We start from the raw sequence: 22206 nt of genomic DNA on the forward strand, positions 1-22206 counted from the left end.
TTGCGTTGACTTATTCCAAACAGCTGAGAAACGCTGGTCAGTAATACTTGCCTCGCCTAGGTTGGTTTTATGGCACAGGGACCTGTTCGTGCGGGGCTTGATGGTTCGGCCTCTGACGCGTTGTTGAAGCTGGGGCGTTTCTTCAGCAAGTGGGAAGAAACCGATGACGGCCGGGCGGTTTTCAGGGAAGGCGGAAGAAGCGGCGACATCTTCTACCGGGACCGCTGGAGCCATGACAAAGTGGTCCGCTCCACGCACGGGGTCAATTGCACGGGCTCGTGCTCCTGGAAGGTGTACGTCAAGGACGGCATCATCACCTGGGAATCGCAGCAGACCGACTACCCTTCCGTAGGTCCCGACAGCCCGGAATATGAACCGCGCGGCTGTCCGCGCGGAGCGGCCTTTTCCTGGTACACCTATTCCCCAACCCGGGTCCGCTACCCGTACGGACGCGGTGTGCTCATTGAGATGTACCGGGAGGCAAAGGCCCGGCTGAAGGACCCGGTGCTGGCATGGGCAGACATTGTGAACGATCCCGACCGGCGGCGGCGCTACCAGCAGGCCCGCGGCAAGGGCGGCCTCGTCCGGATTCCCTGGCAGGAAGCAATCGAGATCGCCGCGGCTGCGCATGTCCACACCATCAAAGCCCACGGACCGGACCGGGTGGCCGGCTTCTCGCCGATTCCCGCGATGTCCATGGTGTCCCACGCCGCGGGTAACCGCTTCATCCAGCTCATCGGCGGAGTGATGACGTCCTTCTACGACTGGTACGCGGACCTGCCGGTGGCCAGCCCGCAGGTGTTCGGTGACCAGACGGATGTTCCGGAGTCGGGCGACTGGTGGGACGCGACCTACCTGATGATGTGGGGCTCGAACGTACCTGTGACCCGTACGCCGGACGCGCACTGGATGACGGAGGTGCGTTACCGCGGAACCAAGGTGGTCTCGGTGAGCCCCGACTACGCGGACAACACCAAGTTCGCCGACGAGTGGCTGCCTGCCCAGGCAGGCACGGACGCCGCGCTGGCCATGGGCATGGGCCACGTGATGCTCAAGGAGTTCTTCGTGGACCGGGAGGTCCCGTTCTTCCGCAACTACGTCCGCCAGTTCACGGACCTGCCATTCCTTGTCCGGTTGGAACAGCACGACGGCGGCGCACTGGTCCCGACCAAATTCCTCACCGCCGCGGATCTGAGCTCACATGCTCCGGGCGAGGATGATGCGTTCAAGACGGTCCTGTTCGACCAGAAGACCGGCCGGGTCGCCGTCCCCAACGGCACGATGGGACACCGCTACAACGACGGCGGCATGGGCAAGTGGAACCTCGACCTGGGAGAGATTGACCCCGCGCTGTCCATGCTGGAAACCTCCGGTGCCGGCAGCGCCGAGATCCTCATGCCGCGCTTCGATGACCCGTCCGGTGAGGCAGGAGTCCAGCGCCGCGGCGTTCCCGTTCGGGAGGTCGAAGGGCACCTCGTCACCACGGTGTTCGACCTCATGCTTGCCCAGTACGGTGTGGGCCGCGAGGGGCTGCCGGGGGAGTGGGCGGGCAGTTACGACGATGCTTCTACTCCCTACACGCCGGCGTGGCAGGAGGAGGTCACGAGCGTCCCCGCGCAGGCCTGCATCCGGGTGGCGCGCGAGTTCGCCCGCAATGCCGAGCAGTCCAACGGCCGCTCGATGATCATCATGGGCGCGGGAATCTGCCAGTGGTTCCACGGGGATGCAACCTACCGGGCAGTGTTGTCGCTTCTGATGCTCACCGGGTGCATGGGCCGCAACGGCGGCGGTTGGGCCCACTACGTCGGCCAGGAGAAATGCAGGCCGATCACCGGATGGATCTCACTGGCCAACGCGTTGGACTGGTCCCGGCCGCCGCGCACCATGATCGGCACGGGTTACTGGTACATGCACACTGACCAGTGGCGCCAGGACGGCTACTCCGCTGACGCGCTGAAGTCACCGCTGTCCACCGGAAACCTCGACGGCATGCACACCGCCGATGCCCTGGCGCAGTCCAACCGGCTCGGCTGGATGCCCTTCTACCCGCAGTTCGACCGGAACCCGCTGGATCTGGCCGAGGAAGCCCAAGACGCGGTGGATCGCGGTGAGGTGGCCGACGCGCCGTCGTACATTGCGGATCAGCTGAAAAGCCGCAAGCTCAATCCCGCCATTGAGGACGTCGACTCCCCGAAAAACTGGCCGCGCACCCTGATGCTCTGGCGGTCCAATCTGTTCGGAAGCTCGGCAAAGGGAAACGAGTACTTTCTCCGCAACCTGCTCGGGACCCACAACAACGTGATGGGCGAGGACCATTCCAGCGGCCAGCTTCCCGAGGACGTCACGTGGCATGAGGAAGCGCCGCAGGGGAAGCTGGACCTATTGGTCACCGCGGACTTCCGGATGACGTCGAGCACGCTGCTCTCGGACATCGTCTTCCCCGCCGCAACCTGGTATGAGAAACACGATCTCTCCTCCACCGACATGCACCCATTTGTCCACGCCTTCACCCCGGCTATTGACCCGCCGTGGCAATCGAAGTCGGATTTTGAGACCTTCCACCTGCTGGCCAGGGAGTTTTCCCGCCAGGCCAAGACGCACCTCGGTGTGCGCAAAGACCTGGTGAGTGTGCCGCTGCAGCATGACACCCCCGGGCAGGTTGCTCAGCCGGGAGGTGTGGTGCGCGATTGGCGCCGGGAGGACATTCCGGCTGTTCCCGGCCAGAACATGCCCAATTTCCATATTGTCGAGCGGGACTACACCGCTATTGCCGACAAGCTCGCGTCCGTGGGGCCGCTGGCCGACACGCTGGGCTTCACCGTCAAAAACATCACTTACCGTGTCAAACGGGAAGTTGACCGGCTGGGGCACTCAAACGGGGTCATGCAGGGCGGCGCGGGCAACGGCCGGCCGGCGATCGACACCGATTCGAAAATGGCTGAGGCAATCCTGGCGTTCTCCGGAACCACAAACGGTGAGCTTGCCGTCCAGGGTTTCAAGGACCTCGAGAAACGCACCGGAGTGAAGTTGGCGGACCTGGCGGAGGGGTCGGAGGAGAAACGCATTACCTTCGCCCAGACGCAGGCAGGACCGGTTCCTGTGATCACCTCGCCGGAATGGTCCGGCTCGGAGACCGGGGGCCGCCGTTACGCTCCGTTCACCGTCAACGTTGAACGGTTGAAGCCTTGGCACACACTGACGGGACGCATGCACTTCTTCCTGGATCACGACTGGATGCGTGACGTCGGGGAGGCCCTGCCCATCTACCGGCCGCCGCTCGACATGAACCGGCTGTTCGGTGAGCCGAAGCTGGGCCCCGACGGCACCAGGGAAATCACGGTACGGTACCTCACCCCCCACTCGAAATGGTCCATCCACTCGGAGTATCAGGACAACCTGCTGATGCTTTCGCTTTCACGCGGCGGCCCGACCGTCTGGATGAGCCCTGCGGACGCTGCCTCCATTGAGGTGAAGGACAACGACTGGGTTGAGTGCGTCAACACCAACGGCGTACTGGTCGGCCGGGCGATCGTCAGCCACCGGATGCCGTCCGGCGTCGTTTTCGTCTACCACGCACAGGAACGGACGATCGATGTACCGAAGTCCGAGGCGACCGGCCGGCGCGGCGGAATTCACAACTCGGTCACCAGGCTGCTGGTCAAACCGACCCACATGATCGGCGGCTACGCCCAGCTCGCCTACGCCTTCAACTATCTGGGCCCAACGGGAAACCAGCGGGACATGGTTACGAGGGTCCGCCGTCGTTCACAGGAGGTGAAGTACTGATGCGTGTCATGGCTCAGATGGGCATGGTGATGAACCTGGACAAGTGCATCGGGTGTCACACCTGCTCGGTGACCTGCAAGCAGGCCTGGACCAACCGGGCGGGCACCGAGTATGTCTGGTTCAACAATGTTGAAACCCGGCCCGGGCAGGGGTACCCCCGGCGTTACGAGGACCAGGATAAATGGCGCGGGGGTTGGGAGTTGAACAAGCGCGGCCGCCTGAAGCTGAAGGGCGGCGGACGGCTGAAGAAGATGCTTGGGCTCTTCGCGAGTCCCGTGCAGCCTGAGCTGGCCGACTACTACGAGCCCTGGACGTATGACTACAAGAACCTCGTGGACGCCCCGCTCGGCGACGACTTCCCCGTTGCCAGGCCGAAGTCGCTCATCACCGGGGAAGACACCAAGGTGACCTGGTCCGCCAACTGGGATGACAACCTGGCCGGCACAACGGAGATGGGCCATCTGGACCCGATGGTCGAGAAAGTCCGAAAGGAGTCCGCAGACAAGATCAAGTTCGAGTTCGAGCAGACCTTCATGTTCTACCTGCCGCGGATCTGCGAGCACTGCCTCAACCCCTCCTGCATGGCCTCCTGCCCCTCCGGCGCTATCTACAAGCGGGTGGAAGACGGAATCGTGCTGATTGACCAGGACCGCTGCCGCGGGTGGCGTCAGTGCATCACGGGCTGCCCGTACAAGAAGGTCTACTTCAACCACAAGACCGGGAAGGCGGAGAAGTGCACGTTCTGCTACCCCAGGATCGAGGTGGGACTGCCCACCGTATGCTCGGAAACTTGTGTTGGCCGCCTGCGCTATCTGGGCCTGTTCCTGTATGACGCAGACAAAGTAACCGAAGCGGCATCGGTTCCGGATGACAAGGACCTTTACCAGGCGCAGCTGGACGTACTGCTGGATCCCAATGACCCGGCCGTGGTTGCGGCTGCCCGCGAGCAGGACATCCCGGACGACTGGATCGATGCCGCGCAGCGCTCGCCCGTCTACGCGCTCGCGAAAGTCTACAAGATAGCCCTTCCGCTGCACCCGGAGTACCGCACCATGCCAATGGTCTGGTACGTTCCGCCGCTCTCTCCGATTGTTGACCTGCTGCGCGACCAGGGGCATGACGCTGAAGACCACGGAAACCTGTTCGGCGCCATCGACGAGTTGCGCATTCCGGTTGAGTACCTTGCCGAGCTTTTCACCGCGGGCGATTCCGAGATGGTTACCGGTGTGTTGAAGAAGCTCGCTGCCATGCGCTCCTATCTGCGCGGCATCAGCCTGGGCAACGATCCGGACGATTCCATTCCGGCTTCCGTCGGGATGGAGGGCGAAACGATGTATGAGATGTACCGGTTGATGGCTATCGCCAAGTACGACGAACGCTATGTGATTCCGAAAGCCCACGTGGAGCAGGCACACGATCTCGAGGAGCTGGGATGTTCCCTCGATTTCGACGGCGGCCCCGGCATGCAGGACTCCCCCTTCGGGGAGGCCAGCGGCGTACCGACACCGGTCGCAGTGGAAACGTTCAATGCGCTGCAGCAGCGGCAGACCTCCGACGCTCCCGGAGGTCGGGAGACGCTGCGTGGTCGGGTCAATCTGCTGAATTGGGACGGCAATGGAGTGCCTGAGGGCATGTTCCCTGACCAGCCGCGCGATGATCCGCAGGAATACGATCACTCCGATGGGGAGGAACGGCGATGAGCAAGCTCTTTGGCGGCTGGACGTCGAAGAGGTCTACGCAGGAGGGACGCGAGGGAAGGGAGGCCGTCACCTACCTCGCCGCGGCCTGGTGCCTGTCCTATCCCGATGAGGAGCTGCTCGGCCGGATCCCGCTGATCCGGGCGGCTCTCTCCGAGCACGACGGCGCGCTTGCACCATTTGAGTCCGTCCTCCGTCAGCTCGAGACCAGTGCACTGCCCGAGGTCCAGGCGACGTATGTGCAGGAATTCGACCTGAGCCGGCGGCACTCGCTCCATCTGTCCTACTGGACCGACGGCGATACCCGGCGCAGGGGCGAGGTGCTGGGCGAATTCAAGCGGGTGTACCGGCGCAGCGAGGTGTTGGTGGACCTGGACGGTGAATTGCCTGACTACCTGCCGATGGTCCTTGAGTTCGCAGCCACGGTGGACCCGGCTGCAGGAAGGGATCTGTTGCTGGGATTCCGCCCGAGCGTCGAACTGATCCGGTTGGCTCTCGAGGACGACAAGCTGGCGCACGCCGACCTCGTGCGTGCAGTGTGCGACACCCTGCCCGGCCCGTCACCCGCGGACCGCAACGCCGTCATGCGGCTGGCCAGACAGGGGCCGCAGACGGAATCCGTGGGCCTCGATCCGTATGATCCGCGCCTGCTCCCCCTGAGTTCATCGAAAGGTTGACCATGGACGTCCTGCTCTGGGGAATTGCCCCGTACGTCTCAATGGCGGTGCTCATCGGCGGGCTCATTTGGAGGTACCGCTATGACCAGTTCGGCTGGACGACGCGCTCCTCGCAGCTGTACGAGTCCCGGCTGCTGCGGATCGGATCACCGCTGTTTCACTTCGGCATTCTGGCGGTAGTGGCCGGCCACTTCTTTGGTCTGGTCATTCCCATGTCCTGGACCGAAGCAGTGGGGATGAGTCAGGACTTCTATCACTTCAACGCGCTCTTCGTCGGGGGGATCGCAGGAATCGGCACTCTTGGCGGGATCGCGATCCTGATCTACCGCCGCCGTAAGACAGGCCCTGTCTTCATGGCGACAACACGCAATGACAAGATGATGTACGTGGTTCTCGCGGCCGCGATCGTCTTCGGATTGTGGACCACGCTGGCGAGTGTCTTCCTTGGCGGGCACGGGCACAACTACCGTGAGACGGTAGCGCCCTGGTTCCGTTCCCTCTTCATTTTCCAACCGGACATTGCATCCATGGCGGCCGCTCCGTTCTCCTTCCACCTGCACACGCTGGTGGGCATGCTGCTGTTTGTCATCTGGCCATTCACCCGCCTGGTGCATGCGTTCACTGCTCCCCTCCATTACCTGTTCCGGCCCTACATCGTCTACAGGTCGAGGGATCGCAGAGGTTCGGGCAGTTCACCCTCGCGTCGGGGCTGGGCGCCCGTCGGTACACCGGACCGCGATAACCGCAGGCGATAAGGACGAGGCAGAGGGGAAGAGATGGGCCCACAGACCCCAGCCAGCGCAACTCCGCCGGCTACCCATACACCGGGGAAGACCCGCAACCTGGCGCTGGCAACGCTCGCCTCAGTGGTTGGTTTCCTCGCGTGGACGGTCATTGCACCACTCAGCGGCACGTACACTGCGCAGCTGGGCCTTGCCCCCTCCGCAACGGCAGCACTGGTAGCGATGCCCGTGCTGGTGGGGTCGGTCGGGCGGATTGTGGTCGGTGTCCTCACGGACCGTCACGGCGGAAGGGTCATGTTCACTGCCGTACTGCTCGCAGCCGTCCCGCCGATCCTGCTGGTGGCCCTGGGGGGAACCATCAATTCCTATCTCCTCCTCATTGCGGCAGGGTTCCTGCTGGGGATCGCCGGAACCGTCTTCGCCGTCGGGATACCTTTTGTCTCCGCCTGGTACGAGCCCGAAAGGCGGGGATTCGCCACCGGCGTCTTCGGTGCCGGCATGGGCGGAACCGCACTGTCTGCCTTCTTCACACCGCGGCTCGTGGACCTGATCGGCTATCTTGCCACGCACCTTCTCATTGCCGGGCTGCTGGTGGCCACGGCCATCGTGGTGTGGCTTTTCATGCAGGAGGCACCTGCGAGACCGTCGGTCCCGTCAACCGGAGTCGCCGCGAAACTCCTGGGCGCCGCCCGGCTGGGAGTGACCTGGCGGATGTGTTTCCTCTACGCCGTGGTCTTTGGCGGGTTCGTGTCATTTTCGACCTACTTGCCCACCTACCTGCGGGACATCTATGAGTTCGACCTCACGGCGGCCGGAACACGCACAGCGGGCTTTGCTCTCGCGGCGGTGCTGGCTCGCCCGGTGGGCGGTATCCTGGCGGACCGGATCGGGGCGAAACCAGTGGTTCTCACCTCCCTTGCCGCTGTTGCCATCCTCGCCTGGGTGGTGAACCTCAAGCCGGCCGGCGAGGTGCCGGCGGGGCTGACCTTCCTTGCAATGGCTGCGGCGCTCGGTCTCGGTGCGGGCGGCGTCTTCGCATGGGTGGGGGTACTGTCTCCGCCGGAGAAGGTAGGTGCGGTTGCAGGGATTGTCAGCGCTGCGGGCGGTTTGGGCGGCTACTTTCCGCCATTGATTATGGGCGCCACCTACGACGCCGAGGACAACAGTTACTTCATCGGGCTGATGTTGCTCACGGTCACAGCACTGGTTGCGCTCCTTTTCACTCTCTTCGCGGTGAAGGGCAAGCCCGAAAACTCTCAGCCGCCGTCCTGACCCGCGGAGCATGGGGTGGCGGTGCATTGATTTTGTTAGCTGACCTAGACTTAAAGCATGAGGATCAACGCGTTTGCAGACGTATGCCTGCGCGCAGTAATGCTGCTGTCGGCGGCCCCGGAAGGGGACCTGCTCACATCCCGGGACATCGCGGACGGCATCGGCACTCCTTACAACCACGTCAGCAAGGCCATCGCGCGTCTGCGTACGCTTGGACTCGTTGACATTACGCGGGGACGCAGCGGGGGCGTGACCCTCAGCCAAGCCGGGCGGCACGCCACGGTGGGTTGGCTCCTCAGGCAGCTGGATGACCGTGCCGATGTCGTCGACTGTGAAAGTGCCGCAGGCGGATGCCCGCTGAACCATCGCTGTTCGCTGCGCGCTGCACTGCGCCGGGCACGCGAGGCCTTCTACTCGGAACTGGATGACCTCGTCATTTCAGAACTGCCTAGAACGGAGCAGATGGGCCCGGTCTTCGTGACTTTGCACACACGTAAGTCGGCCTGACAGCTCAAATTCAAGGAACTTTCTACGTGGTGTAGAAATCCCTGCAAAAACTGGTATCAGAAATGCTACTTTTCTTGTGTAAGCCCTTCTACGCAGGAGAAAACGATGCTCTCGGACCAGTCCTTTCCCATTATTGAAGCCACCCTCCCGCTCGTTGGAGAGCGCATGCCGGGCATCGCAAAGAACTTCTATGGGCGCCTCTTCGCAGCGCATCCCGAACTGCTGGACGGTCTGTTCAGCCGGGCCAATCAGAAGAACGGCTCCCAGCAACAGGCGCTCGCCGGAAGCGTTGCCGGATTCGCTGCGCACCTGGTCCGCAACCCGGACACCTACCCCGAGGTGATGCTTTCGCGCATCGCACACAAACATGCCTCCCTGGGAATCGCACCCGAACAGTACGACGTCGTCTACAAATACCTGTTTGAGGCAATCGCCCATGAGCTCAGCGACGTCATCACCAGCGAGATCGCTGCTGCCTGGAGCGAGGTGTACTGGCTCATGGCCCACGCCCTTATCAAGATCGAAAAGGGGCTCTACGCCGAACAGGCCAACACTCAGCCCTGGAGTTCCTGGACCGTCGTCGCCAAGCAGCCGGCGGGAACCGCGGCCATGACCTTCACGCTTGAGCCGGCGGATGACACGCCGGTAACCCTCGCCAAGCCCGGTCAGTTTGTCAGCGTCCGCGTGCAGTTGGCCGACGGCCTCCGTCAGGTGCGCCAGTACTCGCTGTCGGCGGAGACCAGCTCCCGCCGGCGGGTCTTCACCACGAAGCGCGATGACAACGGAGAGGTTTCGCCGGTCCTGTACAACGACGTCGCTGTCGGGGACGTGATCGAGGTATCCAACCCATATGGTGACGTCACTCTTGCTGACGGGAACGCGCCGCTGGTGCTCGCCACCGCAGGCATCGGCTGCACTCCGTCAGCGTCCATCCTGCGCTCACTGGTGGAGCGCGGCTCTGAGCGTGAGGTCCTGGTGCTCCATGCCGAGCGCAGCCTCGACCAGTGGGCGTTGAAGGACCAGATGAATGCCGACGTCGATGCACTCACCGGCGCCCGGCTGACACTATGGCTGGAGAACCCGACCGGCACTGCACACCCCGGGTTCATGTCCCTGAAGGGGCTGGACATTCCCGATGGCGCGTCTGTGTACCTGTGCGGTCCGCTTCCCTTCATGAAGAACATCCGCGCGGAGGCGCTCGCCGCCGGGGTCCCGGCCGACCGCATCCACTACGAGGTCTTCGGTCCTGACCTCTGGATGAATTCAGCCAACTGATCCGGTGGGCGGCTAGCACCATGAAGCGGCGGTAAGCACTATGAGAACGACGACGACGACGACGACGGGCCGGCTGCCGGCCGCACGGGCGTCCTGGCATCGGAAGGCCAGCAGGCCGGTGCTGGTCTGGTTTGTGCTGCTGCTAGTGCTGGCGCTGGTTCACCGGTGGGTGCCGGAGTCCCGCTGGTTGCTGGTCCACATGTTCGTGCTGGGAATGGTCACGAACTCCATCCTCATCTGGAGCCAGCACTTCGCAGAGGCTTTGCTGAAGAACCGGCTCGGCGAGGAGCAGCGGAACATCCAGGTGCTCCGCATCCGTTTGCTGAACCTCGGCATCGCAGCCACTGTTGCGGGTGTACTGACCGGCATCTGGGCGCTGACGCTGGTGGGCGCCGTCGTTATCGGAGCCATGGTGACCTGGCATGCAGTGTCCCTGATGCAACAGCTGCGGACGGCTCTGCCGTCCCGCTTCGGGTCAACGATCAAGTACTACATCGCAGCCGCGCTGTTGCTGCCGGTCGGTGCTGCCTTCGGTGCAGTTCTGGCGTACGGGCTCGATGAGCGCGCGCATGCGCGGTTCCTGCTGGCTCACCAGGCGCTGAATGTGCTGGGCTTTGTCGGTCTCACGGTCATCGGAACGCTGGTGACGCTCTGGCCGACCATGCTGAGGACCCGCATGGTGGACGGGCTTGCGCGCGCGGGGCGCTGGGGTCTCGCGGCCATGCTCGCCGGGACGCTGTTGACGACCGTTGGGGCGCTGGGCGGGTGGGCCGTTCCGGCTGCGCTGGGAGTCCTCGTCTACCTCGACGGCGTCGTGATCACCGGGTTCTACTTCGTCAAGTGCGCCTGGCAGAAGCGGCCCAACGACTATCCCACGTTTTCTGTGGCTGCGGGACTGCTCTGGCTCACCGGTTCACTGTTGGGACTCTTCCTCCTGATCGTCACCGGTCCGGTGGACCCGGAGCGGTTGCACCTGCTCACCGTTCCGGTGGTTGCCGGTTTCGCCGCCCAGGTACTCCTGGGCGCCATGAGCTTCCTGATGCCCACCGTTATGGGCGGCGGTCCGGCGGCTGTCCGCAACGCGCTGCAGGAAACCAACCGTTTCGCGATGCTGCGGATCGCAGTCATCAACTTCGGCCTGCTCATCTTCGTGTTCAGTGAGGCCAGTTGGGTCAGGGTGATTACCTCAGCGCTGGTTCTCGCCGCTTATGTGTCCTTCCTGCCGCTCATGGTCCGCGCGGTGAGGGTCTCGGTGGCTGCGCGGAAAGCGACGGTCCGCGACCAGGATGGGTCCAACGGACTTCGGCGCCCGGTGCGGGTGACCATCGAGCCTCCTCCGGCTCCGCAACGCCATCTGGCCTTGGCCGCGGCCGGCGTCGTGATCGTCCTGGCGGGAGCAGGAGCGGGCATCATGCTGGACCCGGCGGCGGTTGGACTGAACCTGGCTCAGCGGGCCGGGACCGCCGAGGTAGAGGCAACCGGTGAAGAAACCCGCGTCAAGGTTTCTGCGCGGGACATGCAGTTCCACCCGGCGTCCGTGGACGTGCCTGCCGGGAACACGCTGGTCATCGAACTGAGCAATGATGATCCCACCACCGTGCATGACCTCGCGCTCGAAACGGGCGAACGGTCGGAGCGCCTCCGCCCGGGAGAAACAGCCATCCTGGACGCCGGCCTCATCACGGCAGGCACGGACGGCTGGTGCACCGTCGTCGGGCACCGGAGCATGGGGATGGTGTTCGAGGTCAACGTGATTGGCGGTCCCAGTGATGATCCGGCTGCGGCAGCCGGGGCCAACCACGGGAGCGAGAGCAACCATGGCGGCCATGGCGGGAGCGGCGGTACCGGCGGGCCGCTCAACCTCAGCGAGGACCCCGGCCCCGGCTTTGTGGCGCGTGAAGCGGCCCTCCAGCCGGCGCCGGCAGGCACGGTGCACCGCTTCACTTTCGAGATCAAGCAGGAGCAGCGCGCCATCGCTCCGGGGGTTCTCCAGGAAGCGTGGACCTACAACGGGCAGGTTAACGGCCCAACCCTGCGCGGTAGGGTCGGCGACACCTTTGAGATCACGCTGGTCAACAACGGGAGCATCGGGCATTCAATCGACTTCCATGCGGGCGCGGTCTCTCCTGACGAAGTCATGCGCTCCATCCCGCCCGGGGAATCCCTGGTCTACCGGTTCCGCGCCGAGCGGTCCGGCATCTGGCTGTACCACTGCGCCACCGCGCCTGTCTCGGCCCACATTGCCTCCGGGATGTTCGGTGCGGTGATTATTGATCCGCCGAACCTGCCACCCGCCGACCGCGAGTACCTCCTGGTGCAGTCGGAGGCCTACCTTGAGGACGGCTCCGGTGCGGTGGATGTAAGGGCGATCGCTGCGGGGCAACCGGACGCCGTCATATGGAACGGACACGCCAACCAGTACATGTTCCAGCCGCTTCAGGCGGAGACCGGTGAACGCGTCCGCGTGTGGGTGTTGGCGGCCGGGCCTTCGCGCGGTACCAGCTTCCACATCGTCGGCGATCAGTTCGACACCGTCTTCAAGGAAGGCGCCTACCTTTTGAGAAAGGACAATCCGGAGCAGGGCGGTGCCCAATCACTCGACCTTGCGCCGGCTCAGGGCGGTTACGTGGAACTTCAGTTCGACCAACCTGGAAACTACATGTTCCTCAATCATTCCCTCGCTGATGCCGAGCGGGGTGCGCAGGGGATGATCGCGGTCACCGAGGCACCGTGATGTCACCGACCTTCGTTGAGCAGTCTCACTCCCCGCGCTGCTCGTCCTCCTCGTTGGTGGGGCGGTCGTCATCTGCCGCGTCAGTTGCCGCGCCCGACGGCGTTGCCCCACCCTCGCCTGTCCAGTCGCCCTGATCGCTGGCGTCGGCGGCGGGATCGGACTGGACATCCGGATCGACCGGCGGCTTGCCCGGCAGGTCCTCGTCGATTTCCTGCGGCTTGTCCGACGTGCTTTCGCTCATGGTCTCTCCTCGCGTATCCGAATAGCTGATACCTGAGTCCTATGCCCCGGCGACGGTCCGCGTCAAGGCCGTCACCGGGGCGCCGGGCAGGTCACAGACCGAGGTCTTCCAGCACGGGGAGCTTGCCGCGCACGGCGCTCCGGGCATCTTCAGCGGTGCGCGCGGAGAGTGCAAGTTCTGCCAGTTCCTGCGCCTGCTCCAACGTCACGGTCTTGAGCACAGCTGCCACTGCGGCCAGGGACCGCGCGGTCATGGACAGCGTGGTGACGCCCAAACCCACCAGTACGACGGCGAGCGCAGGGTCCGCTGCTGCCTCACCGCAGACTCCCACCGGTTTGGCGTTACGTTCTGCGGCTGCGCCTTCCGCTGCCGCGCCTTCGGCTGAAAGGCGGACCAGCCGCAGCACGGCCGGCTGCCAGGGTGTGTTGAGCGCTGCAAGGGGGCCAAGCTGGCGGTCCGCGGCCATGGCGTACTGCGTGAGGTCGTTGGTGCCGAGGCTCGCGAACGACACCTCGCGGAGGATGGCGTCCGCGGTCAGGGCAGCGGACGGCACTTCCACCATCACGCCGGGCGTCTTCAGGCCGGCGTCAGCACACATGGAGGCGAACTTCGCAGCCTCGTCCGCCGTCGAGATCATGGGTGCCATCACCCACACGTCTGCTTCCGACTGTTCAGCGGCGCGGGCAATTGCCTCGAGCTGCCGCTGCAGCACGCCGGGGGAGGTGAGGTCCGTGCGGTAACCGCGGACCCCCAATGCCGGGTTAGGCTCCGTCGCGTCCGTGAGGAAGGGGAGCGGCTTGTCCGCTCCGGCATCGAGGGTACGGAGTACAACCTTCTTGCCGGGAAAAGCGTCGAAGACGCCCTGATAGGCAGCTGCCTGCTCATCGACGGTCGGCTCGCTGTCCCGCTCAAGGAAACAGAACTCGGTCCGGAACAGGCCAACTCCTTCGGCCCCAAGCTCGGCTGCAGCCACAGCGTCTTTCGCTCCGCCCACATTGGCGAGGAGGGGCACCAGATGACCGTCCGCCGTCGTGCCCTGGCCGTCAAAGTCAGCCAGCAGTGAAGCTGTTTCCTCCCACGCGGCAGCCGCGCTCCGTTCGGCATCCCCTGGTTCCTCGACAAGCGTGCCGGCCGCGCCGTCGACGTACACTTCCGCGCCGTCGGGCAGGTCGTCGACGCCGGGTGCTGCCACTACGGCAGGCAGCCCGAGGGAGCGGGCAATGATGGCGGTGTGCGACTGCGGGCCGCCGCCCGATGTGACGAGGGCGAGGACAACGGCGGGGTCCAGCGTGGCGGTGTCGGCCGGCGCAAGGTCCTCGGCGACGAGGACAAACGGTGTGGCAGAGGCAGGAATGCCCGGAGCCGCCTGGCCGCGGAGCTCCGCGACAATGCGGGAGCGGACATCAAGGACGTCCGTTGCGCGTTCAGCCATGTACCCGCCGAGGTTGTGCAGCATCTCGGACACTGAGGCCGCGGATTCCCAGACGGCCCGCTGGTTGGACAGACCTTTCGCGATCAGCTTCCCGGCGCCTTTGAGCAACATCGTGTCCCTGGCCATCAGCGCCGTTGCCTCAAGGACCGCCTTGCCGTCACCTGAGGCACGCTCGGCACGCGACTTGAGTTCGTCGTGGACCGCCGTTGCTGCCTGTTTCAGCTCCGCCGTTGCCTCCTCGGCGCTCACGCCGTCGGGAAGCTGTTCCCCGGCCGGAGGTTCACTGACGGGTTTGGGCATCTGGCGGACCGGTCCGATCACTCGACCGGGGCTGACGCCTACTCCTTGAAAGTTCTGCACTGGAGGTCCTCATTTTCGTTGTGACGCAGTTCATATAGCGTTGCTATAGGTGCTAGGCTAGCGGCCATGAGTTTCGAAGGCCAGCCACCGGCGAAGATGAGACTGCTGCGTGCAGCCGCAGAACTGCTGGCCAACTCTGCTGGAGCTCCCGTTTCCACCCGCCAGATCACCCAGCTGGCGGGGGTGAGCGCGCCTACCCTGTACCACCACTTCGGTGATAAGGAAGGCCTGTTTGATGCGGTGGTTTCAGCTGGTTTCGAAGAGTATGTGGCGGGCGAGAGAGATTTTGCTCCGTCCGGACAGCCGCTGGTGGACATCCGGCGGATGTGGGACAACCACGTGCAATTCGGGCTCAACCAGCCGGAGCTCTATCTGGTGATGTTCGGCAATATCCGCCCCGAAAGCCGCCCGGCCATCGTTGCAGATGCCGAGGCGCTCATGGAAGAGATGCTGAACAAGGCCGCTGCTGCCGGCCAGTTGAGCGTTCAGCCGAGTGAGGCGGCCAGGAGCATCCTGGCAGCCAACGTGGGAGTAACGCTCATGCTGATCGCAGAAGCTGTCGTTGACCGGAACCTCGATCTGTCCACCATGACCCGGGACGCCATGATCTATGCGGTGGCTTCGGATCAGGCGGAGCAGAACGGGAACGAAACGTCTGGAAAATCGTCGGTTGTGGTGGCTGCGATCGCGTTGAATGCAGCACTGCAGTCATCGCACTCCGATCAGCTGTCCAGTTCCGAACTCAAGCTCTTCCTTGAGTGGCTCCACCGGATCTCAACCAGTTCCACCACATAGTGCTCCACATCTATCGGACCATCCTGCGCTGGCGCGGGACTCACGGTTAGGAAATCACATGGCAACAGAGACAGCTGCGAAGCCCAAGGGCAGCATGCGCGTCGGCGTCCAGAAGTTCGGGACGTTCCTGTCCGGCATGATCATGCCCAATATCGGTGCATTCATTGCGTGGGGACTCATTACCGCGCTCTTCATTGAAGCGGGCTGGCTTCCGGTTGCGGAGCTGGGCGGCTTCGGAACGGATGCGGAGGGCAACCCGAATACCGGCCTTGTGGGCCCCATGATCACCTACCTGTTGCCGCTCCTGATCGCCTACACCGGCGGCCGGATGGTCTATGACGTCCGCGGTGGCGTCGTCGGTGCAATCGGCACCATGGGCGTGATTGTCGGCGCTGGTATTCCCATGTTCATCGGCGCCATGATCATGGGCCCGCTCGGCGGCTGGACCATGAAGAAGATCGACAAAATCTGGGACGGCAAGATCAAGCCCGGTTTCGAGATGCTGGTCAACAACTTCTCCGCCGGCATCTGGGGAGCAGCACTCGCGCTGATCGGCTTCTACGGTATCTCCCCGCTGGTCGAGGCATTCAGCACGGCTGCGGGCAACGTGGTCCAGTTCCTGGTGAACAACGGGCTCCTGCCGCTCACCAGCATCTTCATCGAGCCCGCCAAGGTCCTGTTCCTGAACAACGCCATCAACCACGGCGTCCTCACCCCGCTGGGTGTCCAACAGTCACTGGAGGACGGCAAGTCCATCCTGTTCCTCCTCGAAGCAAACCCCGGCCCGGGCCTCGGCATCCTGCTGGCGTACATGTTCTTCGGCCGCGGCATTGCCAAGGCGTCCGCTCCCGGAGCTGCAATCATCCACTTCCTCGGCGGCATCCACGAGATTTACTTCCCATACGTCCTGATGCGCCCGCTGCTGATCCTGGCCGCCATTGCCGGCGGCATGACCGGAATCGCGACGCTCGCCGTCACCAACTCCGGCCTGGTCGCCCCTGCCGCTCCCGGTTCGATCATTGCTGTACTCGCCCAGACGGCCCGTGACAGCTACTTCGGTGTGATTCTGTCGGTGATCCTTGCGGCCGCCGTGTCCTTCCTGGTTGCCTCGGTGATCCTGAAGACCTCGAAGCAGAAAGACGACGACGGCGATGAAGGCGGTCTTGCGGCCGCCACCTCGCGGATGGAATCGATGAAGGGCAAGAAGAGCTCTGTTGCCTCCAACCTGACCGGTGGCGGGAACGTTGCTGTGATGGCCGGACCGATCCAGAACATTGTTTTTGCCTGCGACGCCGGCATGGGTTCAAGCGCGATGGGCGCATCGGTACTGCGGAACAAGATCAAGGCGGCCGGCTACCCGGACGTCAAGGTCACCAATGCTTCGATCGCGAATCTACGGGATGATTACGACGTCGTTGTAACCCACCAGGACCTGACGGAACGGGCCAAGCCCGCTACCTCCAGCGCAGTGCACGTCTCTGTGGACAACTTTATGAACAGCCCCCGGTATGAGGAAATCGTGGACCTGGTCAAGGAAAGCCGCAGTGACAGGGCGGATGCAGGTGCAGCAGCGGGTACCGGCGCCGGCTCGGATGCTGATGCCGGATCCTTCGGCGGCGCACACGCTGCCGGAGCGCACGCGGCGGGAAATGCCGCGGAAGAGGCAGCCGGCGGGACGTCTCCTGATGCTCGAGGAGCCGGCGCACACGCTGCCGCAGCGTCTGCGGATGGTGAGGAATCGGCGTCGGACATCCTGGTTGCCGAAAGTGTTGTGCTCAGCGGTTCCTCGACCAACAGGGATGCAGCCATCGACGAGGCAGGGCAGCTGCTGCTGGCTCGCGACGCAGTGGATGAGGGCTACCTCCGCGCCATGCATGAACGCGAGGAATCCGTCTCCACCTACATGGGCAGCTTCCTGGCGATTCCGCACGGCACCAACGCGGCGAAGGGCCACATCCGCAAGTCCGCGGTGTCCTTTGTCCGCTACCCGGAGGGAATCGACTGGAACGGTAAGGAGGTCAAGTTCGTGGTCGGCGTGGCCGGTGTGAACAACGAGCACCTGCACATTCTGTCCTCCATCGCGAAGGTCTTCACGGACAAGGGGCAGGTGGCCCAGCTGGAGGCAGCGACCTCGGCTGAGGAGATCCTCGAAATCTTCCGGAAGGTCAACGCATAGTGAAGGCAGTCCACTTTGGAGCAGGGAACATCGGGCGCGGCTTTGTTGGGCTGCTCCTCCATCAGGCCGGCTATGAGGTGGTGTTCGCGGATGTCGCGGACGCTCTCATCAGCGAGCTGGCGGGCGCGGAGAATTACCGCGTCCACGAGGTGGGTGAGCAGCCGGCCGTGCATGCAGTCGACAACTTCCGTGCGGTGAACTCCACTACGGAGGAGAGCCGGCTGGTCGAGGAGATCAGTTCCGCTGACATCGTAACCACAGCTGTGGGCCCGCACATCCTTAAGTTCGTGGCGCCGGTGATCGCGAAGGGGATAGCCGCACGGGCGGGCGGCTCCGCCCCGCTGCAGGTCATGGCCTGTGAAAACGCGATCAACGCGACCGACATCCTTCGGGAGTTCGTCGCTGCATCCTGGGATGAGGCAGGCGGGGACCTGGCAGACCGTGCGGTCTTCGCCAACACTGCAGTGGACCGCATCGTTCCAAATCAGGAGCCCGGCCAAGGCCTGGACGTGACGGTGGAGACCTTCTACGAGTGGGTGATCGACCGGACGCCGTTCGGGAACAATCCGCCGGTGATTCCGGGGGCGATGTTCGTGGACCGGCTCGGCCCGTATATCGAGCGGAAGCTGTTCACCGTGAACACGGGACACGCGTCGGCGGCCTACTTCGGGTACCAGGCGGGCCTGGAGAAGATCTCCGAGGCTATGGCTGATCCGTCAGTAGCCGCGGATGTTCGAGCGGTGCTCGGGGAAACCAAGCAGCTCCTCGTGGACAAGCACGGCTTCGATGAGGCCGAGCAGGAGGCGTACGTCCAGAAGATCCGTGGGCGCTTCACCAACCCGCACCTTCCGGACACCGTGATCCGGGTAGGGCGTGCACCCCTGCGCAAGCTCAGCCGGAATGAGCGGTTCATCGGTCCGGCCGCCGAGCTCGCCGAGCGAGGTACTACGCCCTCGGCTTTGCTGAAGGCGATTGAGTCAGCGCTGCGTTTTGATGATCCGGCGGATGCCGAGGCGGTTGAGCTACAGAAGCTCCTACGGTCCTCAGGGGCAGCCGAAGCTACTCAACAGATCACCGGGCTCTCATCGGATCATCCGTTGTTCCCGGATGTGCTGAAGCTTGTGGAGGAGCGGCAGAGCGCGCTGGTCTGAGTTCTGAGCCCACCGAAACGGCGCCGTACCCCATCAGGGGTGCGGCGCCGTCGTCGTTCTTCTTGAGGGTGCGCTGACTCAGGCGCTCTCTTCGCCCTTGGTGTCGACTTCCTCAACCCAGCTCGGCGGCTCGTCCTTGCCCTGGTCCTCGTCCTTCTCGGCGTCTTCCGGGGTTTGCTGCACGATGCCCTGGGCGTGGTGGGTAGGCGCGTAAATGGTGTAGAGGCGGAGTGCTTCGTCGCCGGTGTTTTCGACGTCATGCCAGGTTCCGGCTGGCACCTGAATGCTCCAGCCGTCCTCGACATCCTGCTGGTAGGAGAGGTCGTCCTTCGACGGCCCCATCTTCACGCGACCAGTTCCTGCGTCAATACGCAGGAACTGGTCAGTGCCGTGATGCACTTCGAGGCCTATTGCACCGCCCGGCTCAATCGACATGAGCGTCACCTGCAGGTGCTTGCCTGTCCAGGCGACGCGACGGTAGGCGGCGTTTTCCGTTGTGGCGTCCTCGATGTTGAACGCGTTGGGGTTCGGTCCGTTGTCAGTGATGTCCATGAATCCATCCTTGACCATCCCGGCCAGGACCGCCAGAGTGATGGCGGGCCACCCGCCGGCCTCGGAAGGCTGATGGGCCTTCGGTTCAGGTCCAGTAAAGAAGTTACTCCCGCGAGCAAGGAAGTGCTGCTGCGCTGGTATCCCAGGATCAAAAACGGAGGGTGATTATTTCGGCCGTCAGGTCGAGGTCGCTGACGCCGTCGACTGCCTCGGAGACGTCATTCAGCAGGGCGCCATACTGCTCCTGCCAACCGGGTACGGGCATGATGGGCGCGATCGTCAGACCCACCCGATAGCCGGCCGTCGATACCGCGCGAAGGGCTGCGGTGTTCCTCCTTCAAGCAGGCACTGGGAGGTGTGGGTACTCGGGTTCTCGTTGCTGGAATTGCAGTACGTCCGGGTTCAGGATGACCCCCTCGCGGATTTCGATCGCGCGGCTGATGGTCTCGCTCCGAGCCCAGGCCGCCGGGCCTGTGATGACGGTTTCCAGGAAGGGCAGCAGAGCCTCGCTGATCTCCCAACTGGCGGAATTCCAGAGGTAGGAGGGGCTGTGATCGACCGCGTAGTAGTCAATGTGGTCGCCCACCGTGAACATAGGCTGGGCAAAGGTGGTCGGCTTGGCCCAACTGAAGCCCATACCCTCATCGCAGGAAACATCAACAATCAGGCTGCCGGGCCTGAAAGCGTCCAGGTCCTTGGTGCTCAGGTAGGTCAACGGTGCATTTGGGTCCTGCAGAGTGCAGTTGACCACGATGTCCCTTTCGGCCAGGAATGGCGCCAGCGGTACCCGTCCGCGTTCGGTGATGACCTCGCTGAGGAACGGTGCCTCATGATTGTGGTCAAACTGGGCGATCCGTACCGAATGGATGGGTGATCCGACGGCGGCCACTCCCCGGTTGGTCAGAACCTGGACGTCATGGATGCCGTGGGCATTGAGGGCGGTGACGGCCCCGCGTGCCGTTGCCCCGAAGCCGATGACGACGGCGCTCAGCCGCCGTCCGTAGTCGCCGGTAGCGCCGGTCAGGGCGAGGGAGTGCAGCACTGAGCAGTAGCCGGCCAGTTCGTTGTTCTTGTGGAACACGTGCAGGCCGAAGCCGCCGTCGCTGGCCCAGTGGTTCATCGCCTCGAAGGCGATCAGCGTGAGCTTTTTGTCGATTGCCAGTTGGGTGATGGCCCGATCCTGAACGCAGTGCGGCCATCCCCACAGGATCTGCCCGTCGCGGAGTTCGGCGAGATCCTCGGGTTGCGGTTTGGGCAGGAGAACGACGTCGGCCTCCGCCAGTACACGCTCGCGTGGGACGATGCCGCCTACGAGTGGTGCCAGCTGGGAGTCTGAAACACCGAAACGCTCACCGTACCCTTCTTCCAGGATCAGGTGCTGCAGCAATTCGGGGGCAATGCGTGTCAGATGCAGGGGGTGTATCGGCAGGCGCCGCTCATCAGGTTTTCGGGTGCTGGAAAGGACGCCGAGGGTGAGGCGATCGGTCTCGGATGGTGCCTGGCGGGGGGACTTATCTGCCATGATCGCTCCTGTCGCGGAACCGAATGGGTTCCTTGCTTTGAACGTTACAGGCATGCCGGGGCTCTGCGGGAAGCTATATCAAGGAACCACTTCATTTCACCCCGGCATACGATAGTAAGTATGCTTGTTAATCGACCTCTTCCAAGATAGGAATTTTTGCCACAGGACACGCAACGCACGCTATTGAACAGGCTGGGCTGGCTGAAGCCCTCCGTCACACGCTCGAGGCTGCTACTTGCCTGCAAGGCTGCCCTCGCCGTGGGTATAGCCTGGGTGGTTGCGCCGCTGATGCCCGGAGTCGTGGATGAATACCCCTACTACGCCCCGCTCGGCGCGTTGCTCAGCATGCATTCAACGCTCAAAGGGTCGGCGAAATACGGTCTGCAGATCCTCGCAGGGCTCGCCCTCGGTATTCTCCTCGCCGCGATCGTGCTGGTTGTCGGTGCGCCAAACTTCCTGACTATCTCGCTCGTGGTCGCCGTCGGTGTGTTGATTGGCAGCATGCGCTGGCTTGGAGCCCCGGGCCAGGAATACTTGCCCATCGCGGCGCTATTCGTCCTGATTGTGGGCGGCCAGGACGCAAGCGGGTACGCGATCGGCTACCTTGTGCAGATGATCGTGGGCATAGCCGTAGGGCTCCTGGTCAACCTCCTGGTTCTTCCGCCCCTGACATTCGATTCTGCTGTACAGAAGGCATCACGCTTCCGTCGGAGCCTGTCGCGTCACCTCAACGACGTCGGTATCGCGCTGACGGAGAGCTGGCCTCCCACCCGCGAGGACTGGGCCGGCCAAAATGATGCATTGGCTGCAGCGGCAGCGGAAGTGCGGGGGACCATCCACCTCGCTGATGACAGCAGGAAGGGCAACCCGCGGGCAAAAATTCATAAGCGGAACCTGGAAGCAGATTATGAGGACTTGGCTGCCCTTGAGAATGTCACCTTCCATATCCGCGACCTAACCGAGGTACTCGCGGGGGCGGTGTGGGGAAAGCCCTTCCCGGTGGAACTGCCGGCAACCCTATGTGAACCACTCAGCCAAGCGATTCTCGCGGTAGCCGACGTGCTGGACGCTTGGGACGGGCAGGCGGACCCACAGGAACCCATCAAGCATGCAGAACGCAGTATTGAACGGCTCCACGCTGGACTTGATGAGCATCGTTCCGGGGGTCCGGCGTCGATGAGCGCCGGTGCCACTGTTGCCATGGCCCTGCAGCGGATACTGGCAGCCGTCAGGATCCGGCTGGAGGGCGCCCGCGCGGGTCACGCGGACTGACGGAAATGTTGATT

The 22206-nt window shown here is 63.7% G+C and carries 17 protein-coding genes; 12 read left to right on the top strand and 5 right to left on the bottom strand.

What is annotated here, in order from left to right:
• Positions 1-69 precede the first annotated feature (69 nt).
• From ACZ2GY_RS01145 to ACZ2GY_RS01180, 8 genes are all read left to right on the top strand, one after another.
• Positions 70-3786 (top strand): nitrate reductase subunit alpha, encoded by a 3717-nt coding sequence (locus ACZ2GY_RS01145; RefSeq protein WP_471672726.1) that lies wholly within the window; start codon positions 70-72, stop codon positions 3784-3786.
• A complete protein-coding gene (gene narH / locus ACZ2GY_RS01150; RefSeq protein ID WP_277357334.1) occupies positions 3786-5486 on the top strand; it encodes a nitrate reductase subunit beta in 1701 nt (566 codons plus the stop codon). Before ACZ2GY_RS01145 ends, narH begins: the two co-directional genes overlap by 1 nt.
• Complete coding sequence (narJ, locus tag ACZ2GY_RS01155; protein WP_277357335.1) at positions 5483-6160, top strand: nitrate reductase molybdenum cofactor assembly chaperone; 678 nt, start codon at positions 5483-5485, stop codon at positions 6158-6160. Before narH ends, narJ begins: the two co-directional genes overlap by 4 nt.
• A gap of 2 nt (positions 6161-6162) precedes the next feature.
• Entirely contained in the window at positions 6163-6915 is a 753-nt protein-coding gene (gene narI / locus ACZ2GY_RS01160; protein WP_056545949.1) for a respiratory nitrate reductase subunit gamma, read from the top strand.
• A gap of 21 nt (positions 6916-6936) precedes the next feature.
• Entirely contained in the window at positions 6937-8175 is a 1239-nt protein-coding gene (locus tag ACZ2GY_RS01165; RefSeq protein WP_277357336.1) for an MFS transporter, read from the top strand.
• 57 nt (positions 8176-8232) lie between these two features.
• A complete protein-coding gene (locus ACZ2GY_RS01170; RefSeq protein WP_056545952.1) occupies positions 8233-8682 on the top strand; it encodes an RrF2 family transcriptional regulator in 450 nt (149 codons plus the stop codon).
• 105 nt (positions 8683-8787) lie between these two features.
• Positions 8788-9957: a globin domain-containing protein gene (locus ACZ2GY_RS01175; RefSeq protein ID WP_277357337.1), complete on the top strand. Its 1170-nt coding sequence runs from the start codon at positions 8788-8790 to the stop codon at positions 9955-9957.
• A gap of 40 nt (positions 9958-9997) precedes the next feature.
• Complete coding sequence (locus ACZ2GY_RS01180) at positions 9998-12691, top strand: multicopper oxidase domain-containing protein (RefSeq protein WP_471672728.1); 2694 nt, start codon at positions 9998-10000, stop codon at positions 12689-12691.
• A gap of 25 nt (positions 12692-12716) precedes the next feature.
• On the opposite strand, the gene ACZ2GY_RS01185 is transcribed toward ACZ2GY_RS01180, so the two are convergent.
• Together ACZ2GY_RS01185 and ptsP are read right to left on the bottom strand one after the other, a co-directional pair.
• Entirely contained in the window at positions 12717-12932 is a 216-nt protein-coding gene (locus ACZ2GY_RS01185) for a hypothetical protein (RefSeq protein WP_471672729.1), read from the bottom strand.
• Positions 12933-13023: 91 nt separating this feature from the next.
• The gene (gene ptsP, locus ACZ2GY_RS01190; RefSeq protein ID WP_471672730.1) at positions 13024-14724 is read right to left on the bottom strand and encodes a phosphoenolpyruvate--protein phosphotransferase; all 1701 of its coding nucleotides are present in this window, start codon (positions 14722-14724) and stop codon (positions 13024-13026) included.
• A gap of 66 nt (positions 14725-14790) precedes the next feature.
• Here ptsP and ACZ2GY_RS01195 point away from each other — a divergent pair, with 66 nt between their 5' ends.
• The 3 genes from ACZ2GY_RS01195 to ACZ2GY_RS01205 are packed head-to-tail and all read left to right on the top strand — an operon-like array spanning position 14791 to position 18846.
• Positions 14791-15519, top strand: coding sequence for a TetR/AcrR family transcriptional regulator (locus ACZ2GY_RS01195; RefSeq protein ID WP_471672731.1), 729 nt, complete (start codon positions 14791-14793; stop codon positions 15517-15519).
• Between the two features lie 58 nt (positions 15520-15577).
• A complete protein-coding gene (locus ACZ2GY_RS01200) occupies positions 15578-17695 on the top strand; it encodes a PTS mannitol transporter subunit IICBA (RefSeq protein WP_471672732.1) in 2118 nt (705 codons plus the stop codon).
• Entirely contained in the window at positions 17695-18846 is a 1152-nt protein-coding gene (locus ACZ2GY_RS01205) for a mannitol-1-phosphate 5-dehydrogenase (protein WP_471672733.1), read from the top strand. The genes ACZ2GY_RS01200 and ACZ2GY_RS01205 overlap by 1 nt, the downstream gene beginning before the upstream one ends.
• Positions 18847-18924: 78 nt before the next feature.
• Here the strand turns inward: ACZ2GY_RS01205 and ACZ2GY_RS01210 are convergent, their stop codons facing one another.
• The 3 genes from ACZ2GY_RS01210 to ACZ2GY_RS01220 form a co-directional block, all read right to left on the bottom strand.
• Positions 18925-19398 (bottom strand): cupin domain-containing protein, encoded by a 474-nt coding sequence (locus ACZ2GY_RS01210; RefSeq protein WP_277357344.1) that lies wholly within the window; start codon positions 19396-19398, stop codon positions 18925-18927.
• A 148-nt stretch (positions 19399-19546) separates the two neighbouring features.
• Positions 19547-19687 carry a spore photoproduct lyase family protein gene (locus tag ACZ2GY_RS01215; protein ID WP_277357345.1) on the bottom strand — a complete coding sequence of 47 codons (141 nt, stop codon included), beginning with the start codon at positions 19685-19687 and terminating at the stop codon, positions 19547-19549.
• Positions 19688-19735: 48 nt separating this feature from the next.
• Positions 19736-20920, bottom strand: coding sequence for a N(5)-(carboxyethyl)ornithine synthase (locus ACZ2GY_RS01220; protein ID WP_277357346.1), 1185 nt, complete (start codon positions 20918-20920; stop codon positions 19736-19738).
• Between the two features lie 258 nt (positions 20921-21178).
• Here ACZ2GY_RS01220 and ACZ2GY_RS01225 point away from each other — a divergent pair, with 258 nt between their 5' ends.
• Positions 21179-22192: an FUSC family protein gene (locus tag ACZ2GY_RS01225; RefSeq protein WP_471672736.1), complete on the top strand. Its 1014-nt coding sequence runs from the start codon at positions 21179-21181 to the stop codon at positions 22190-22192.
• The last annotated feature ends 14 nt before the right edge of the window (positions 22193-22206 follow it).

This window comes from Arthrobacter sp. KKT183, assembly GCF_055657625.1.